This is a genomic window from Streptomyces sp. NPDC107500 (genome assembly GCF_055582785.1).
The window spans coordinates 386,236-402,345 of sequence record NZ_JBVJPF010000007.1; the positions used below are offsets into that span (position 1 = coordinate 386,236).

The window sequence follows — 16,110 nt, forward strand, 5'->3', positions numbered from 1 at the left end:
CTCGTGCGCATCATGCTCGCCCACCGCATCCTCAGCCGCTTCCACGAACCCCTCAAAGCCCGGACCGAGGGCGGCCACGAGTGGCTCGACGCCTGCGACTGGGACGCGGCGCGGATCTCCGGGGCCATGCCGGAGGTGGAGGTGTTCGTCGGCTCCGGGCTGCGGGCCGAGGACGCCCGCCGGGCCGCCCGGCTGCGCCTGGTCCACGTGGTCGGCGCGGGCTACGACGGCATCGCGCTCAACGCGCTGGGCCCCGGCGTCACCGTCGCCACCACCCACCACCACGGCCGCTCCATCGCGGAGCACGTGCTGATGTCCGTCCTGATGCTCTCCCGCGACGTGCTCGGCGCCGACCGCGCCCTGCGCGCCGGGCGGTGGCGCAACGTGGCCGTGGACCCCGGGCTGCCGTTCGGTACCACGCTGCGGGGCCGCCGGGTGGGTGTCGTCGGGTTCGGCGAGACGGGCACCGAGGTCGCCCGGCTCTGCCAGGCGGTGGGCCTGCGCGTGAGCGCCGTGCGGCGCGATCCGTCGGCCCCGTTCCCCGTCGACCTGCGGCCGGACTGGGTCGGCGGCCACGAGCGGCTGCCCGAGCTGCTCGCCCAGTCCGACGTCGTGGTGGTCACGGTGCCGCTCGGCCCCGCCACCCGCGGTCTGATCGGCGCGGCCGAACTGGCCGCCATGGGACCCGGATCGCTGCTGGTCAACGTGGCGCGAGGACCCGTCGTACGGGAAGACGCGCTCTACGAGGCGCTGCGCGGCGGCACCATCGGCGGCGCGGCGCTGGACGTGTGGTGGTCCGGCCCGCCCGAGGCGCCGAGCCGGCTGCCCTTCCACGAACTGCCCAACGTCCTCATGACCCCGCACCACTCGGGGCACACCGCCGACACCTTCGCCGCGCGTGCGGCGGAGATCGCCGACAACATCGGCCGGCTTCGCCGCGGGGAACCTCTCACGGGCGTCGTGCACCGGGGCGCCGACGCGGCCCCGGGCCCCGGCCGCCCGGCAGACCGCTCCACCGACTCTCCGAACCGTTAGGAAACCACTCGTGCTCGAAGGCGTTCTCTTCTTCCCCGTCACCCCCTTCACCGCCACCGGCGAGATCGACCTCGATGTCCTGCACCAGCACGTGGCGGCCGGTGTGGCCGCCGGGCCCGGCGGGGTGTTCGTCGCGTGCGGAACCGGCGAGTTCCACGCGCTGGACCGCGAGGAGTACGCGGCCGTCACCCGTACCGCCGTCGAGGCGGCCGCGGGGCGCGTCCCGGTGTACGCCGGTGTGGGCGGCGCGCTGGGTCTCGCCCGGCAGTTCGCCCGCGACGCGGCCGAGGCCGGCGTGGACGGACTGCTGCTCATGCCGCCCTACCTCGTCGAGTCGCCCGCCGCCGGACTCGTCGCCTACGCCCGTGCCGTCGGCGCGGAGACGGACCTCCCGCTGATCGTCTACAGCCGGGCCAACGCCCGCTTCGACGAGCACGCGGCGGCAGAGGTCGCGCAGTTGCCGACCGTGACCGGTCTCAAGGACGGCACCGGCGACCTCGATCTGGTCGCGCGCATCGTGCCCGCCGTGCGCGAGGCGCTCGCCGGGTCGGGCAAGGACTTCCAGTTCTTCAACGGCATGCCCACCGCCGAGGCCAGTCAACTGGCCTACCGCGCACTGGGCGTCGAGCTGTACTCGTCGGCCGCTTTCGCGTTCGCGCCGGACCTCTCGCTCGCCTTCCACCGCGCGGTCGAGGCAGGCGACACCGCGACGGTCGACACACTTCAGCGGACGTTCTTCCATCCCCTGGTGCGGCTGCGGCGGCGTGTTCCGGGGTACGCGGTGTCGCTGGTGAAGGCCGGGGTGACGCTGTCCGGGCTCAAGGCGGGTCCGGTCCGTCCGCCGCTGACCCCGCTCACCGCCGACGAGACCGAGGAACTGGCGGGTCTCATCGAGGGGGCACGGGCCGCCATCGCCTAGGAGGACGGCGGGGCGCCGTCGTTGGCGCAGCGGAAGCCGAGGTTGCCGGACGAGGACTCCGGGGTGTTGGAGGACCGTGCGGCGACCCGGTAGCGGTTGCAGTAGGAGTCGTGGCACAGGTAGGAGCCGCCGCGCAGAACCCGCGTGGTCCCGGTCTCCGGGCCGTGCGGGTCCGACGCGGGCGACCGGGAGTAGTAGGCCGGCGAGAACCAGTCGGCGCACCACTCCCACACGTTGCCCGCGGTGTTCCACAGCCCGAAACCGTTGGCGCGGTAGGACCTGACCGGGGCCGTGGTCAGGTGGCCGTCCTCCTCGGTGTTGACGTGCGGGAACCGGCCCTGCCAGATGTTGCAGCGCCAGTGGCCGCCGGGATTCAGGTCGTCGCCCCAGGGGTAGCGCCGGCCGGCCTGCCCGCCGCGCGCGGCGTACTCCCACTCGGCCTCGGTGGGCAGGCGTTTGCCGGCCCACCGGGCGTAGGCGGTGGCGTCGTTCCAGGAGATGTGGACGACGGGATGGTTCTGCCGGGTGCCGATGCTTGACCGGGCGCCCTCGGGGCGGCGCCAGTGCGCGCCCCGCACGTTGATCCACCAGGGGGCTCCCGCGGCGTTGCCGAGCACGTCCGCGGACGCGGCGTCGACCACGAGGTGGAAGACCGCGGAGGAGCCGTGGTGTTCCGCGTCGGTCACGTACCCGGTCGCCTTGACGAAGGCGGCGAAGCGGGCGTTGGTGACGGCGGTCTCGTCGATGTGGAAGGGCCGCAGACGCACGGTGTGCACCGGTGTCTCGCCGTCGGCCGGATATCCCTCGCCGAAGGCGTCCCCCATCGCGAACCCACCGCCCGGCAGCAGCACCTGCCCCCGCGTCGAGCGCGCCCGGCCGGCCGGCCCGGACAGGGGTGGGGCGACCGGGGCGGCGGCGGGTGCCGCGGCAGGGGTGCAGCACGGGCGGTGATCGCTGGTCATGGTTCCTCGAAGGGGTCGCGGGCCCGCTAGGCCCGGTACGTGGACTCGTCGAGCCCGCTCAGGGTGGGGTCGTACGCGACCTCGCCGACGTCGTACATCGACGTCATCCAGTGGTGGAAGTTGTCACCGCGCTCGCGCAGCACGCCGTACAGCCGGCGCATCATGCGGGTGCGGACCTCCGCCCGCTCGGGATGGGCGTAGACGTTCTGGAGTTCGTCCGGGTCGGTGCGCAGGTCGTACAGCTCGTTGACGGAGTCGGGGTTGACGACGAGTTTGTACCGGTCCTCACGGAGCATGCGCTGCGGATACGGGAAGTGGTGGCCGTGGAACTCGCAGACGATGTCCTCGTCCCAGTCCACCGCCTCGCCCCGTACCAGGGGCAGCAGGCTGCGGGAGTCGACGGCGGGTTCCGGGTCGGCGCCCGCCAGTTCGAGGATGGTCGCGGTGCAGTCGAGGAGGCTGACGAACTCGTCGCGGACCTGGCCGCCGGGCGCGCCCGGCACTCGGACCAGGCCGGGCGTGCGGTAGATGTCCTCGTACATCGCCGGGCCCTTGTCGTGCAGCCGGTGGGCGCCGGTGAACTCCCCGTGGTCGCAGGTGAAGAACACCGCGGTGTCGTCCACCAGCCCGAGCCGCTCCATGGCCGCCATGACCCGGCCGATCTCCATGTCGATGAGCGCCACGTAACCCCAGTAGACCGCGATGAGTTTGCGGGTGGTCTCGATCGGCATCGTGTCGAAGGTCCAGTGCGCGCTGTAGTTGCGCTGGACCGGGGGTTTGCCCTCGAACGTCTCGGCCACGGACCGCGGCAGCTCCACGTCGGCGGGGTCGACCAGGTCGAAGTACTCGTCCGGCAGGATGTACGGCAGGTGGGGGCCGAAGAAGTGCAGGGCGAGGAAGAACGGCCGGTCGTGTGCGCGGGTGTCCGCCGCGTACCGTTCCAGCGTCTCGATGGCACGGGTGGCCAGGTAGTGCTCGAAGGTGGCCTCGACCGGCTGGTGGAGCCGGGCCGCCAGCAGGTTGCCGGGGCCTCCGTTGGGCAGGGTGCCGCGGATCCGGTCGCCGATCCCGTACGGCGGCAGTCCGCGTTCGGCGAGGTACGCGAGGTAGTCGGGGTGGTCGACGGGGTTGTGCCAGCCGGGGAGTTCGGGGCCGTCGAAGCCGTAGTCGGCGGCGGTGCGCCGGCTGCCGGCGTGCCACTTGCCGATGAGGCCACAGTTGTAGCCCCGCTCGCGCAGCGCCCCGGAGAAGGTGAACTGCTCCTCGGCCAGGTCCTCCAGGTAGCCGACGTTGCGTTCGTGGTTGGCGAGGAGCTTGTGGCGGAAGGGTGCCTGGCCGGTCAGCAGACTGGCCCGGGCCGGGGTGCAGATCGCGGTGGGTGTGTACCAGCGGTCGAACCGGGTTCCCGTGGCGGCCAGTTCGTCCAGCACCGGAGTGTGGGCCAGAGCGTTGCCGTAGGCGCCGAGGGTGTCCGTCCGGTGCTGGTCGGTCATCAGGAAGAGGATGTTCTTCCGGGACGTGCCCGCCCGCGTCACCGGCCCGCTCCCGTGAAGAGGTCACCGGTGTAGTAGGTCTTCGGGTCGACGGGCTTCTTGAGCTTGCCGGTGCCGACGAAGTAGTCGTTCATGCCCTCCAGCCATGTGTCGACGGTGCCGTCCCGGGTCAGCTTGTCGAGTTCCGCGACGCCGAGCACCTTGTTGTTCGCGGCGTCGGCCTCGACCTGGTCGGCGGGGATCTTCAGTTTGTCCGCGGTGAGCCGGATCGCCTCGTCGGTGTGGTCGGCGCGGAAGGCCATGGCCTCGCGCAGCACCGCGAGGACCTTCTTGGTCCTGTCCGGGTCCTGGGCGACCAGCTTGTTGTTCGCCACGAACGCGGTGGGGAAGGAGATGTCCTGCTCGAAGTCGGCGTTCTTGGCGAGTTCCACCATGCCGGGCACCTGCTTCTTGATGGTCGCGGCGGCGGGGTACCAGAAGCCCGCCGCGTCGACCTGCTTGGAGGAGAAGGCGGAGACGATGGTGGACGGGTCCATCGGGACGACCTTCAGGTCCTTCTTGGTCATCCCGGCCTTCTCCAGGGCGAGGGAGAGGATCATGTCGCCGGAGGTGCCCTCGGGCACGGCGACGGTCTTGCCCTCGAGCTGTCGCATCGAGGTGATGCCCGGCTGGGCGAGGACCCGGTCGGAGTTGCCGAGCGTGTTGATGGCGACGACCTTGGCCTGGCCGGAGGCGGGCAGCCACATGGCGCCGGGGCCTATGTAGCCGAAGTCGAGGTTGTCCGTGCCGAGGGCCTGGATCTGGAGGGGCCCGTTGGTGAAGACCTTGCTCTCCGCGGACAGGCCGTGCTTCTTCCACAGGCCCTTGGCCTCGGCGATGGCGATCAGGCTGGCGCCGTTGAAGTCGTTGATGTAGCCGAAGCGGACCTTGTCGCCGGAGGCGCCGGAGGACGATCCGTCGCCGCACGCGGCGAGCAGCGCCAGCGCTGCCGCGCCGGCCAGGGCGGCGGTGAGGCGCCTGCGGGTGGGCGTGGTGGGCATGGAGGTGCGTCCCTTCCGGGTCATGACGTCGGGGAGTGGGTACCGGAAAGGGCGGCGGTGCGGCCTTCCTGGTGGTAGACGGAGTGCCACACCCGGTTGCGCAGTGCGGCGAACTCGGGGCTGAGCCGGAACGCCTCGTCGCGCACGAGGGCGGGGTCGACCTCGATGACGTCGTAGACCCGCCCGGGACGGGCCGCCATGACGATCACGCGGTTGGCCAGGAACACGGCCTCGTCGACGTCGTGGGTGATGAACAGCACCGTGCGCCGGTCCTGGCTCCAGGTCCGCAGCAGCTGCTCCTGGAGGGTGACCCGGGTGAGCGCGTCGAGGGCGCCGAAGGGTTCGTCCATCAGCAGGATCGAGGGGTCGACGGCGTAGGCGCGGGCGATGGCGCAGCGCTGGCGCATGCCTCCGGACAGCGTCTTGGGCAGGGCGTCGGCGAAGCGTTCCAGCCCGACCAGTTCGATGAAGTGCTCGGCGCGGGCGCGCCGTTCGCGTTTGGGGACGCCCGTGGTGCGGAGGCCGAACTCGACGTTCTGCCGCACGGTCAGCCAGGGGAAGAGGGCGTACTGCTGGAAGATGACCCCGCGTTCGGGTCCGGGGCCCCGGACGGGCACACCGTCGACCAGCGCGCGGCCCGCCGTGGGGGTCTCCAGACCGGCGAGGATGTTCATCAGGGTGCTCTTGCCGCAGCCCGAGGGGCCGACGACGGTGACGAACTCGTGGTCGGCGATGTCGATCGAGACGTCGTCCAGGGCGGTGAAGGTCTCCCGGCCCAGCGCGAAGGTCTTGGTGACGCCCTGGACGGATATCTTGGCCGGTTTGCTGGTCATCGGCGTTCCTGCCATCGGGTGAGCCTGCGTTCGGCGAGGAGGAGGACGCGGTCCATGAGGAGACCGAGGATCCCGATCGAGATGAGTCCGACGAAGATGGTCGGCAGGTCGTAGTAGAGCTGGGCGTTCTGCATGCGGTAGCCGAGGCCCTGCTGGGCGGCGATGAGTTCCGCGGCGACCAGGGTGGCCCAGGCGGAGCCGAGGCCGACCCGCATGCCGACGAGGATGAAGGGCGTCGAGGCGGGCACGACGACGCGGGCGAAGATGGTGGCGTCCCTGGCGCCCAGCACCCGGGCGGCGTCGATCAGCGTGCGGTCGACGTTCACCACGCCCTGGAAGGTCGAGATCACACAGGCCAGGAACGCGGCGAGGAAGATGACGAAGATCTTCGGGGTCTCGTCGATGCCCATGGCGACCACGGCCAGCGGGATGATGGCCAGGGGCGGGATGGTGCGGAAGAACTGGATCCAGGGTTCGACCAGACCCCGCACGATCCCGTACCAGCCCATCAGGAAGCCCACGGGGACGGCCACGGCCGTGCCGAGGGCGAAGCCGGTCAGGACCCGGGTGAGGCTGGCCAGGGCGTCGTCGGCCAGGGTTCCGTCGCCGATCAGCGTCCCGGCCCGGGAGACGACCTCCGGCGGGGTGGGCAGTTTGAACCCGGCCGACGCGGCGGCCCACCAGAGGGCGATGCCGGCCGCGACGGACACGGTGTTCAGGACGAGGGTCAGCCCGCGCCCGCCGGTCCGCGCACGTCCGGGCGCGGCTCCGGTGGCCTCCCCGCCGGCGGCGGGCGGGGCTCCGGGCCGGGGGTGCCCCGGGTCGGCGCCCCGCTTGTCAAGGACGGACATGGGCGGCTCCTTCGGTGGCGGAGTCGGGTGCATCAAAACGGCCCTTCACTTCGGCGGTTTCGGGATACCTCGCCAGGAGGGGGGAGCTGTGGAAGACCGCCGCCAGCGCGCCCAGGGCGCCGTCGTCGTCCGACAGCCGCGCCGCGGCGACGACGGGACCGGCCGAGGCGGTCGGGAAGATCTCGGCGGCGAGGGTGGCGGCGACCTGTTCGACGATCACGGGCGCCAGCCGGGTGATCTCACCGCCGATGACGACCTTCGCCGGGTTGAGCATCATGGTGGCCGCGCCGACGACCCGGCCCAGCGCGCCGGCGGCCTCCCGCAGCACCCGGTCCACGACCGGGTGGGCGCGGCGCACGGCGGCCGCCAGATCGTCGAGGTCCTCCAGCCGCAGGCCGAACTCCCAGCAGGCGGCGAGGATCCCGGGCACCGAGGCCACCGTCTCCAGACAGCCCCGCTTGCCGCACCGGCAGGGCCGGCCCGCCGGTTCCACGGTCACGTGTCCCAGCTCGCCGGCCAGCCCGGAGGAGCCGGTCACCAGCTGGCCGCCGACGACCAGGCCGCCGCCGACGCCGTCCGACAGACGGACGTACACCAGGTCGCCGACGCTGTCGGCGCCGCTGATCGCCTCGGCGAGGGCGGCGAGCCGGGTGTTGTTGTCGACGATCACCGGTGCGTCGAAGCGTTCGGCGAAGGCCACGTCGACGCCCTCCGGGGCGGGCCGGAGCACGGTGGTGCCGGCGGTGGCGCGCGGCCAGGCGGCCCCGTCGGGCGCCGGGTAGGGGCCCGGCACGCCGATGCCGATGCCCTGCAACGCGCCGTAGTGCACCCCGGCCTCGCTGCTCAGCCGGTCGACCAGCCCGAGGGCCAGTTCGGTCCGGGTCCGCCAGGTCGCGGTGTCGTCGTACCGGACGGAGCCCGAGACCATGATCTCGTGCGAGGCGTCGGCGACGACGACGTGCACCCGCCGGTGCCCGAAGTCGACCCCCATGAACTGGGCCGACGCCGGATCGAGGGCTAGGCGCTCGGCCGGCCGCCCGCTGCCCTCGCGCCGGGAGGCGTCGGTGTCCACGACGACGATCGCCCCCCGTTGCAGGAGGTGGCCGGTGATCTCGGACAGAGTGGTGCGGGAGAGGCCCACGACCCGGGCGATCTCGCCGCGGCTCATGGCGCCGTTCTCCTGAAGCGCACGCATCACGCGCTCTTCGTGGGTCCGCCTGACCAGTGCGTGCACTCCGCTGGGCATCTGCATGCCGGTCAACGTAGGGAGGGTCGATTATTCCGTCAACACTCCGACAGAAAGACGAAATGAAGCGTTCACAATGCCAGGTCGGAGCAGTCCTGCATGGGCGCCACTTCTTCGTTTATTCGTCCGCCCTGTTGACGTAAATGCACCGACGTTCGCATGCTGTGCCGCACCCCTCGGACGGACACGACGAAGGAGAGCGCCACTGATGACCCCTGCCGAGAACGGCCCGAACCGACGTTCCCTGCTGGCCGGCGCCGCCGGGCTAGGGGCGGCGTTCGCCCTGCCCGCCGGCGCCGCGCAGGCCGCCCCGGGCACGGCGCACGGCGCGGCGCGCAGACATCCGCCGAACTGGCCCGACCCCGCGCCGTACGGCCTCGCGGACACCAGGGAGGACCTGTGGCCGCGGGAGGACAACTCGTTCGTCCTCCCGCTGGAGCTGCGGCCCCGCGACGAGGAGCGCGGCACGGTCTGGATGCGGGACACGTACGTCAACTGCTTCGACGTCGGCGGCCGTACGGTCTACGTGGCCACCGGCACCACCCGGGTGCCCGGGCTCGAGGCCGCCGCCCCGTGGAACGACGGGATTTTCGTGTGGCTGGCGCCGTCCCTCAGGGGCCCGTGGCGCCTCGCCGACACGACCGGCATCCGGCCGGGCGCCGAGAAGGGCAAGGTGTGGTCGCCCGAGTTCGCCGGGGAGAACCGGCCCGGGCGCACCGTCGTGGCGCCGTGGCAGGAGTACTGGCACGACGACCGGTTCGGCAAGCGCGGCCAGGCCTGGGCCCCGGAGCTGCACTACTTCCGCGGCACCTGGTACATCGTCGCCTGCATGGGCGACCACTCCCGCAAGGTCGGCTCGTTCATGCTGGTCAGCGAGGGTGGCGTGGAGGGTCCGTACCGGCTGGTCGAGGGCAACCGGGAGAAGCCCTTCGGCGACTCGTTCATCGGCGGCCCCTCGTTCATCGAGCCCGGCGCCTACCACCACATCGACGGCAGCCTCTACTCCGAGGGCGACGACGCGTGGCTGGTCCTCCACAACGACCTGTACGCCAGGTTCCGCGACGACATGGAGGACATCGTCCCGGCCACGGACCTGCCGCGGTTCCGGCAGACGCCCTACTCCCCCGAGCCGTACCTGGAGGGCGCGTACGTCTTCAAGCACCGCGGCAGGTACTACCTGGTCCACGCCGCGTGGGACCGTACGTCACGCAACGCCGACGGCAGCACGCGGTACGCCTACGACCCGCCCGGCACGGGCCGCACGCAGTACCAGTACGACGCGGTCGTCGCCGTCTCGGACCACTTCGAGGGGCCGTACTCCGAGCGGTGGACAGCGGGGGTGGGCGCGGGGCACAACAACTTCTTCACCGACCGCCACGGAGACCTGTGGGCGACGTTCTTCCGCAATCCCAACTTCGGGTACTGGGCCGACCCGTCGCGCGTCGACGACGCCGCCGTGCCCGGGGTGGTGCGCCTGGAGTGGACCGGGCCGAGGGAGGGCCGCCTGTACGTGAAGCGCCGGTCCCGGGGTCACGGGCACGGCCACTGACCCTCTCGCATGCCGTCGCGGCGGTACGGGCGTAGTGTCCTCATATGCGTGATGTGCGGTCCGGCCGGCGCCGGGCGGTCCCGCGGCGGTGGGGCCGGGCGGTCGGCTGATGGATTCCGCGATGGCCGCAGTGGTGCGGGACAGCGGGGCCTACGGGGGACTGCTGTACGTACTGCCACCTGGTGACGACGCCCTGTGGCAGGTCTTGGTGGCGGGGGTGCCCCGGGAGATGGCGGCTCCGTGGCGGCGGGTGGGACTGACCGATCCGACGCCCGTGGCGGACGCCGTCCGCGAGCGCCGTCTGGTATGGGGCAGCGGGCGGGAGGACATCGCCCGCCAGTACCCGCGGGTCGCCCTCGTCCTGCCCTACGACTTCGCGCTGGCGGCCGCCCCGCTCGTCTCGGAGACCGCCGTCCGGGGCGGGCTGGTGCTGCTGTGGCCCGGGGATCACGGGGCACGGCTGACCACGGCTGAACGCGAGGTCGTCGAGGCGGGCTGCCGCCGTCTGGGCGGCATCGTCCAGGATGTGCTGGACCGCGACGGGCCGCTGGTGACCGCGGACCGGCCCCGGGTGCTCAGGCCGCCCACCCCCCGCACCCCGGCCCCGTTCGAGGCGGCGGCGCGGTCCGCGTTCGTGGACCGCCTGCCGGGCGGGTCCTGCGCGTTGGACCTGGAAGGGCGCGTCACCTTCGTCACCCCGGGCGCGGCCGCGCTCCTCGGCGCCGACCGGGGTGACCTGGTGGGGGCCCTCCCGTGGGAGGCGCTGCCCTGGATGGACGTCCCGCACGTCGAGGACCGCTACCGGGCCGCGCTGGTCAGCCGCCGTCCACACGCCTTCACCGTACTGCGGCCGCCGGACACCTGGCTGGCCTTCGAGCTGTACCCGGACGCCACCGGGCTCAGCGTCCGCATCGCCCCGGGCGCACCGGGCGAGGAGGGCCCCTCGGCCCGGTCGGTGCCGGCCGCGGGACCCAGCCGGGCCACCGTGCTGTACCACCTGATGCACCTGGCCTCCACCCTGACCGAGGCCGTGGCCGTGCAGGACGTGGTCGAGCAGACCGCGGACCAGTTGCTTCCGGCTCTCGGCGCCCAGGCCATGGTGGTGATGGTCCCGGAGGACGGCCGGCTGAGGATCGTCGGTCAGCGCGGGTTCCGTGCCGAACTCCTGGAGCGGTACGACGGTGCCCCTCTCGACTCCGCCAATCCCGGCGTCGACGTCATGGCCACCGGTGTCCCGGGGTTCTGGACGACCTTCGACGAACTCCGCGAGGCCTACCCGGCCACCGTGCACGAGGACGGCATGGCCGCGTGGGCGGTACTGCCGCTGATCGCGTCCGGCCGCCCCATCGGGTCCCTGCTCCTCGCCTACGCGCGGCCGCACGTCTTCCCGCCCGCTGAGCGGGCCGCGCTCACCTCGCTCGCGGGGCTGGTCGGCCAGGCCCTGGAGCGCGCCCGTCTCTACGACGCCAAGCACCACCTCGCCCACCGCCTCCAGTCCGCCCTGCTGCCGCACACGCTGCCCCGCGTGCCCCGGCTGGACGTCGCCGCCCGCTATCTTCCGGCCGCCAGTGGCCTGGGCGTCGGCGGCGACTTCTACGACCTCATCCGCCTCGACGAGCACACGGCGGGCGCCGCCATCGGCGACGTGCAGGGCCACAACGTGGACGCCGCCGCGCTCATGGGACAGGTCCGCACGGCCGTGCACGCCCACGCCACCGCGGGGGTGCCCCCCGACGACGTACTGGCCCGCACCAACCGGCTGCTCACCGACCTGGACCCCGGCCTGTTCACCAGCTGCGCCTACGTCCACCTCGACCTCGCCACGCACCGCGCCTGCGTGGCCCTGGCCGGTCACCCACCGCCCCTGATACGCCACGCCGACGGGCGCATGGAACCCCTGCGGGCGTCTCCCGGCCTGCTGCTCGGCATCGAACCGGACACCCGCTACTCGTCGCTGGAGTTCCCGCTCCCGCCGGGGAGTGTGCTCGCGCTCTACACGGACGGGCTCGTCGAGGCTCCCGGGGTCGACCTCGACGACGCGACAGCCGCCCTCGCCGGGCTCCTGGAGGCCGGTGACCCGGCCGACCTCGACGAGATGGCCGACACCCTCATCCGGCACGCGCCGGCCCCCGACGACGACATCGCGCTGCTCCTGATCAGTCCCCGTGCCTGAGGGGAGGGCACTCGGGGGGCGGGCGGCACGTTCGCACAGGTAAGAAGGACGGACGCCGGTCGACTCGGGCCGGCAGCGGAGGAGAAGACCCTTCATGAAACACCAGAAGGTGCGCGACCTGATGAGCGACGCCGTGATCCGCGTCCAGCACGGCACACCGTTCAAGGAGATCGCCCACCTGCTGCTGGAGTACGACATCACGGCCGTCCCGGTGGTCGACGAGGAGAACCGCCCCGTGGGGGTGGTGTCGGAGGCGGACCTCCTCCAGAAGATGTGGGGCGCGGAGCCCGACGGTTCCGCCGGGTACGAGGAGTGGTCCCGGTCGGCGGGGCGCAAGGCGTCCGCCACCGACGCGGCGGGGCTGATGACCTCTCCCCCGCTGTGCGCGCAGGAGGACTGGAGCGTCGTCGACGCCGCCCGGCTGATGGCGCGGCACGGCATCAAGCGGCTGCTGGTCGTCGACGCCGACGGGCGGCTGATCGGCGTGGTCAGCAGGAGCGACCTGCTGCGGGTCTTCCTGCGCGCGGACCGGGCCATCCGCACCGAGATCATCGAGGAGGCACTGGTCAAGACGCTCGGCCTGGCCCCGTCGTCGGTGCAGGTGGACGTGGCCCACGGGCACGTCGTGCTCAGCGGCCGGCTGCCGGGCGACGTGTCGGCGCCGGCGCTGCTGGAGCACTGCCGGAGCGTCGACGGCGTCGTCGCCGTGGAGTTCCGGCAGGCCGGGGAGGCCGGTGCCGAGGGGGCCGCTTCCGCGGGCTCCTGAGCGGGCATCCGGACCTTGGGGCGTGAGATCTCCCTGACAGTGTTCGGATTCCTGATGTGCCATCAGGTACCGGCGCCATAGGGTCGCCCCATGCCCACAGAGCGACCCACACCGCCCTCCCCCTCACTGCGCGAGCGACGCCGGGCCGCGGCGGCCCGGGAGATCCTGGACGCCGCCGAGGAACACATCGGCCTGCACGGACCCGCGGCCCTGTCCCTGCGGGCGGTCGCCCGCAGTCTCGGGATGACGGTGCAGGCGCTCTACCACTACTTCCCGAACCGGGACGCCCTCGTGACGGCCCTCGTCGCCAAGGCCTACGACGATCTGGCCGACGCGTTGCAGGCAGCCGCCGACGGCGCGGCCCAGGACCCGTCCACCCCGCGCCTGCTGCCGGTGACCCGGACGTACCGCGACTGGGGTGTCGCCCATCCCGAGCGGTTCCAGCTCCTCTACGGGACGCCGCTCAGGTACTACGCGGCACCGGCGGAAGGACCGACCACCCAGGCCGTCCGCCGCATGGGCGCGATCTTCCAGCGCGAGCTGTTCGACGGCTTCACCACGCCGCAGCTGGCCGCGGCCGAGGTCCCGCCGCTCTCGTCCCCGTTCCAGGAGCGGCTGGCCCTCCTCCCCGCGAACGCCCAGGGGGGCCTGCCGCCCGCCGCGACGTCGCTCTTCCTGAGCGCGTGGGGCCACCTGCACGGCCTGGTCGTCCTGGAGGTGTTCGGGCACACCGGCTTCCTGGGCGAGCATCAGGCCGAGGTCTTCGAATCCTCGGTGCGGATGATGATCGAGGACATCCACCGGCGGATACCCGCCGCGTGAGCCCGTGGGGGCGCGGCCTTCACGGGCGGTCGTCGCGTCGCTCGGGGACGGATCGCGGGGCGGCGAGGGCGGGGATCTCGGGGTGGTCGCGGAGCGCGGCGATGACCGCGCCGACCGCCGCGCGCCGGGGAGTGCCCCGGCGTACCACGACGACGACGTTGCGGTGCACCGCCGGACTGAGCCGCCGGGTGAGGACGGCGTGTTCCGGTGTGACGGCCAGGGCGGGCAGCAGGGCGATCGATCCCGTCGTCTCGACGTGCCGCAGCAGCATCAGGTAGTTGCCGAAGCGGCAGGCCACCCGGGGTTCGAACCCCGCCTCGCGGCACAGCCGCAGGGTCAGGTCCGCCATGTACGACTGGGGCCGGTCGCACGCCCAGGTCTCCTCCTCGCAGGCCGCGAGGTTCACCGCCGCGCGGGAGGCCAGCGGGTGGCCCACGGGCAGGACCAGCACGACCGAGTCGCTGCCCAGCGAGACGATGTCGAGGTCCGCGCCCCAGGAGAGGCCGGTGTAGTCGGTGGTGGTGACGATGATGTCGGCCTCGCCCGAGCGCAGGGCGGGGCCGCTCTCGTGCGGCTCCATCTCGATGAGTTCGACGTGCAGGTGCGGGTGGGTGGTGGCCAGGCGGGTCACCGCCGGGACCGCGAGGCTGTAGATCGCGCTCTGGAACACGCCGAGCCGGACGGTGCCGATCGGCTCGTCGTTCAGGGCCCGCAGTTCCGCCTCGGCCTCGGCCATCCGGTCGAGGATCTCTCGGCCCCGGCGGGCCAGCAGGAGCCCGGCCGGTGTGAGCCGCACCCGCCGCCCGGTCCGCTCGATCAGCCGGCACCGGGTCTCCGTCTCCAGCACCGCCAGCTGCTGGGAGACCGTCGACGCGCTCAGATGCAGTGTGTCGGCGACCGCGCGGACGGTACCGAGCGTGTCCAGCAGGCCGAGGAGATGCAGCCGTCCCGAGTTGAGCACCCCGCGATTGTACGGTGATGACGTACAGCAGCGTCGAAACTGTGCGATGGACACGCGCAGCGGTGCGTCCCTACCGTCGGCCGCATGCCTTCCGAGACTCCCGGCACCGATCCGGGGCGCCACCTCATCCGCTACTCCGGCCACGCACCGTTCTCGCCGGAGGTCGTCGTCCGGGCCGCCGGCACCTCCGTCTTCACGGAGAGCGGCCGTGAACTGCTCGACTTCACCTCGGGTCAGATGAGTGCCATCCTCGGCCACTCCCACCCGGCGATCGTCTCGACCGTGCGCGAGCAGGTCGCCCACCTCGACCACCTGCACAGCGGCATGCTCAGCCGGCCGGTCGTCGAGCTGGCCCGGCGGCTGGCGGGCACGCTGCCCGAGCCGTTGGACAAGGCGCTGCTCCTGACCACCGGGGCGGAGGCGAACGAGGCCGCCGTGCGGATGGCGAAGCTGGTCACCGGCCGGCACGAGATCGTCTCCTTCGCCCGGTCCTGGCACGGCATGACCCAGGCCGCCGCGAACGCCACCTACAGCGCCGGGCGCAAGGGCTACGGCCCCGCGGCACCCGGCAACTTCGCGCTGCCGGTGCCGGACCGCCACCGCCCCTCCGTCGTCGGCGCGGACGGCGAGCTGGACTGGCGCCGCCAGCTCGACCTGGGCTTCGAGATGATCGACGCCCAGTCGGTCGGGAGTCTCGCGGCGTGCCTGGTCGAGCCGATCCTCTCCTCGGGCGGCGTCGTCGAACTCCCGCCGGGCTATCTCGCCGCGCTGGCGGAGAAGTGCCGGGAGCGCGGCATGCTGCTGATCCTCGACGAGGCACAGACCGGGCTGTGCCGCACCGGCGACTGGTACGCCTTCCAGCACGACGGCGTGGTGCCGGACATCCTGACGCTGTCCAAGACGCTCGGCGCGGGACTGCCGCTGGCCGCCGTGCTGACCGGCGCGGAGATCGAGCGGCGGGCGCACGAGCGCGGATTCCTGTTCTTCACCACCCACGTCAACGACCCGCTGCCGGCCGCTGTCGGCAACACCGTCCTCGACATCCTGGTGCGCGACCGGCTCGACGAGCGTGCGCGGCGGCTCGGCGGCGCACTGCGGGACGGCCTCGACCGACTGGCCGAGCGGCACGAGGTGGTCGGCGACGTCCGCGGCCGGGGGCTGCTGCTCGGCATGGAACTGGTCGGGGACGACGTGCTCGGTGACGGCGGAGCCGACCGGCTGGGCGCCGCCGTCACCCGGCGCTGCTACGAGCTGGGGCTGCACATGAACATCGTGCAACTCCCGGGAATGGGCGGGATCTTCCGTATCGCGCCGCCGCTGACGGCGAGCGACGAGGAGATCGCGCGCGGGGTGGCCGTTCTCGACGAGGCGCTCACCGACGCCGCCCGCGACCTCTGAGGCGACGCGTGCGGCCCCGGTGTCCGGACGTCCGGGCACCGGGGCCGCACGCGTGATGCGCG

14 protein-coding genes are annotated in these 16,110 nt (G+C 72.6%); 7 read left to right on the forward strand and 7 right to left on the reverse strand.

Translation table 11 applies throughout. The features are described 5' to 3' along the window. Positions 1-12 precede the first annotated feature (12 nt). Both ACZ67M_RS28230 and ACZ67M_RS28235 read left to right on the forward strand, forming a co-directional pair. Positions 13-1,035 (forward strand): 2-hydroxyacid dehydrogenase, encoded by a 1,023-nt coding sequence (locus ACZ67M_RS28230; protein WP_469853582.1) that lies wholly within the window; start codon positions 13-15, stop codon positions 1,033-1,035. A gap of 10 nt (positions 1,036-1,045) precedes the next feature. After that, positions 1,046-1,954 (forward strand): 5-dehydro-4-deoxyglucarate dehydratase, encoded by a 909-nt coding sequence (locus ACZ67M_RS28235; protein ID WP_392236357.1) that lies wholly within the window; start codon positions 1,046-1,048, stop codon positions 1,952-1,954. Here ACZ67M_RS28235 and ACZ67M_RS28240 read toward each other — a convergent pair. Genes ACZ67M_RS28240 through ACZ67M_RS28265 form a run of 6 tightly spaced genes read right to left on the reverse strand, consistent with a single transcriptional unit; the run spans position 1,951 to position 8,385 of the window. After that, positions 1,951-2,916: a formylglycine-generating enzyme family protein gene (locus tag ACZ67M_RS28240; protein WP_469853401.1), complete on the reverse strand. Its 966-nt coding sequence runs from the start codon at positions 2,914-2,916 to the stop codon at positions 1,951-1,953. The genes ACZ67M_RS28235 and ACZ67M_RS28240 overlap by 4 nt on opposite strands. 26 nt (positions 2,917-2,942) lie before the next feature. Further along, positions 2,943-4,451, reverse strand: coding sequence for a sulfatase family protein (locus tag ACZ67M_RS28245; RefSeq protein ID WP_361362926.1), 1,509 nt, complete (start codon positions 4,449-4,451; stop codon positions 2,943-2,945). Beyond that, complete coding sequence (locus ACZ67M_RS28250; protein ID WP_392236353.1) at positions 4,448-5,449, reverse strand: aliphatic sulfonate ABC transporter substrate-binding protein; 1,002 nt, start codon at positions 5,447-5,449, stop codon at positions 4,448-4,450. The genes ACZ67M_RS28245 and ACZ67M_RS28250 overlap by 4 nt, the downstream gene beginning before the upstream one ends. Positions 5,450-5,469: 20 nt before the next feature. Beyond that, positions 5,470-6,282 (reverse strand): ABC transporter ATP-binding protein, encoded by an 813-nt coding sequence (locus tag ACZ67M_RS28255; RefSeq protein ID WP_392104543.1) that lies wholly within the window; start codon positions 6,280-6,282, stop codon positions 5,470-5,472. Then, a complete protein-coding gene (locus tag ACZ67M_RS28260) occupies positions 6,279-7,133 on the reverse strand; it encodes an ABC transporter permease (RefSeq protein WP_392236351.1) in 855 nt (284 codons plus the stop codon). Before ACZ67M_RS28260 ends, ACZ67M_RS28255 begins: the two co-directional genes overlap by 4 nt. Further along, positions 7,120-8,385: an ROK family transcriptional regulator gene (locus tag ACZ67M_RS28265; RefSeq protein ID WP_469853404.1), complete on the reverse strand. Its 1,266-nt coding sequence runs from the start codon at positions 8,383-8,385 to the stop codon at positions 7,120-7,122. Before ACZ67M_RS28265 ends, ACZ67M_RS28260 begins: the two co-directional genes overlap by 14 nt. A 202-nt stretch (positions 8,386-8,587) precedes the next feature. On the opposite strand from ACZ67M_RS28265, the gene ACZ67M_RS28270 reads away from it, so the two are divergent. From ACZ67M_RS28270 to ACZ67M_RS28285, 4 genes are all read left to right on the forward strand, one after another. Beyond that, a complete protein-coding gene (locus tag ACZ67M_RS28270) occupies positions 8,588-9,928 on the forward strand; it encodes a family 43 glycosylhydrolase (protein WP_469853406.1) in 1,341 nt (446 codons plus the stop codon). A gap of 121 nt (positions 9,929-10,049) precedes the next feature. Then, complete coding sequence (locus tag ACZ67M_RS28275) at positions 10,050-12,101, forward strand: SpoIIE family protein phosphatase (RefSeq protein WP_469853408.1); 2,052 nt, start codon at positions 10,050-10,052, stop codon at positions 12,099-12,101. 94 nt (positions 12,102-12,195) lie between these two features. After that, positions 12,196-12,867, forward strand: a complete 672-nt coding sequence (locus tag ACZ67M_RS28280) for a CBS domain-containing protein (protein ID WP_361362908.1) — start codon at positions 12,196-12,198, stop codon at positions 12,865-12,867. 90 nt (positions 12,868-12,957) lie between these two features. Beyond that, entirely contained in the window at positions 12,958-13,689 is a 732-nt protein-coding gene (locus ACZ67M_RS28285; protein ID WP_469853410.1) for a TetR/AcrR family transcriptional regulator, read from the forward strand. Positions 13,690-13,708: 19 nt separating this feature from the next. On the opposite strand, the gene ACZ67M_RS28290 is transcribed toward ACZ67M_RS28285, so the two are convergent. Further along, complete coding sequence (locus ACZ67M_RS28290) at positions 13,709-14,650, reverse strand: LysR substrate-binding domain-containing protein (RefSeq protein ID WP_469853412.1); 942 nt, start codon at positions 14,648-14,650, stop codon at positions 13,709-13,711. An 84-nt stretch (positions 14,651-14,734) separates the two neighbouring features. On the opposite strand from ACZ67M_RS28290, the gene ACZ67M_RS28295 reads away from it, so the two are divergent. Beyond that, positions 14,735-16,048, forward strand: coding sequence for an aspartate aminotransferase family protein (locus ACZ67M_RS28295; RefSeq protein ID WP_392014552.1), 1,314 nt, complete (start codon positions 14,735-14,737; stop codon positions 16,046-16,048). Positions 16,049-16,110: the final 62 nt, after the last annotated feature.

What these genes read in the sequence shown, in the direction of transcription:
- ACZ67M_RS28250 (WP_392236353.1), bottom strand. Translation starts at nt 5,449, where the DNA reads ATGCCCACCACGCCCACCCGCAGGCGCCTCACCGCCGCCCTGGCCGGC.
- ACZ67M_RS28295 (WP_392014552.1), top strand. Translation starts at nt 14,735, where the DNA reads ATGCCTTCCGAGACTCCCGGCACCGATCCGGGGCGCCACCTCATCCGC.
- ACZ67M_RS28285 (WP_469853410.1), top strand. Translation starts at nt 12,958, where the DNA reads ATGCCCACAGAGCGACCCACACCGCCCTCCCCCTCACTGCGCGAGCGA.
- ACZ67M_RS28240 (WP_469853401.1), bottom strand. Translation starts at nt 2,916, where the DNA reads ATGACCAGCGATCACCGCCCGTGCTGCACCCCTGCCGCGGCACCCGCC.
- ACZ67M_RS28230 (WP_469853582.1), top strand. Translation starts at nt 13, where the DNA reads ATGCTCGCCCACCGCATCCTCAGCCGCTTCCACGAACCCCTCAAAGCC.
- ACZ67M_RS28260 (WP_392236351.1), bottom strand. Translation starts at nt 7,133, where the DNA reads ATGTCCGTCCTTGACAAGCGGGGCGCCGACCCGGGGCACCCCCGGCCC.
- ACZ67M_RS28275 (WP_469853408.1), top strand. Translation starts at nt 10,050, where the DNA reads ATGGCCGCAGTGGTGCGGGACAGCGGGGCCTACGGGGGACTGCTGTAC.
- ACZ67M_RS28255 (WP_392104543.1), bottom strand. Translation starts at nt 6,282, where the DNA reads ATGACCAGCAAACCGGCCAAGATATCCGTCCAGGGCGTCACCAAGACC.
- ACZ67M_RS28270 (WP_469853406.1), top strand. Translation starts at nt 8,588, where the DNA reads ATGACCCCTGCCGAGAACGGCCCGAACCGACGTTCCCTGCTGGCCGGC.
- ACZ67M_RS28280 (WP_361362908.1), top strand. Translation starts at nt 12,196, where the DNA reads ATGAAACACCAGAAGGTGCGCGACCTGATGAGCGACGCCGTGATCCGC.
- ACZ67M_RS28265 (WP_469853404.1), bottom strand. Translation starts at nt 8,385, where the DNA reads ATGCAGATGCCCAGCGGAGTGCACGCACTGGTCAGGCGGACCCACGAA.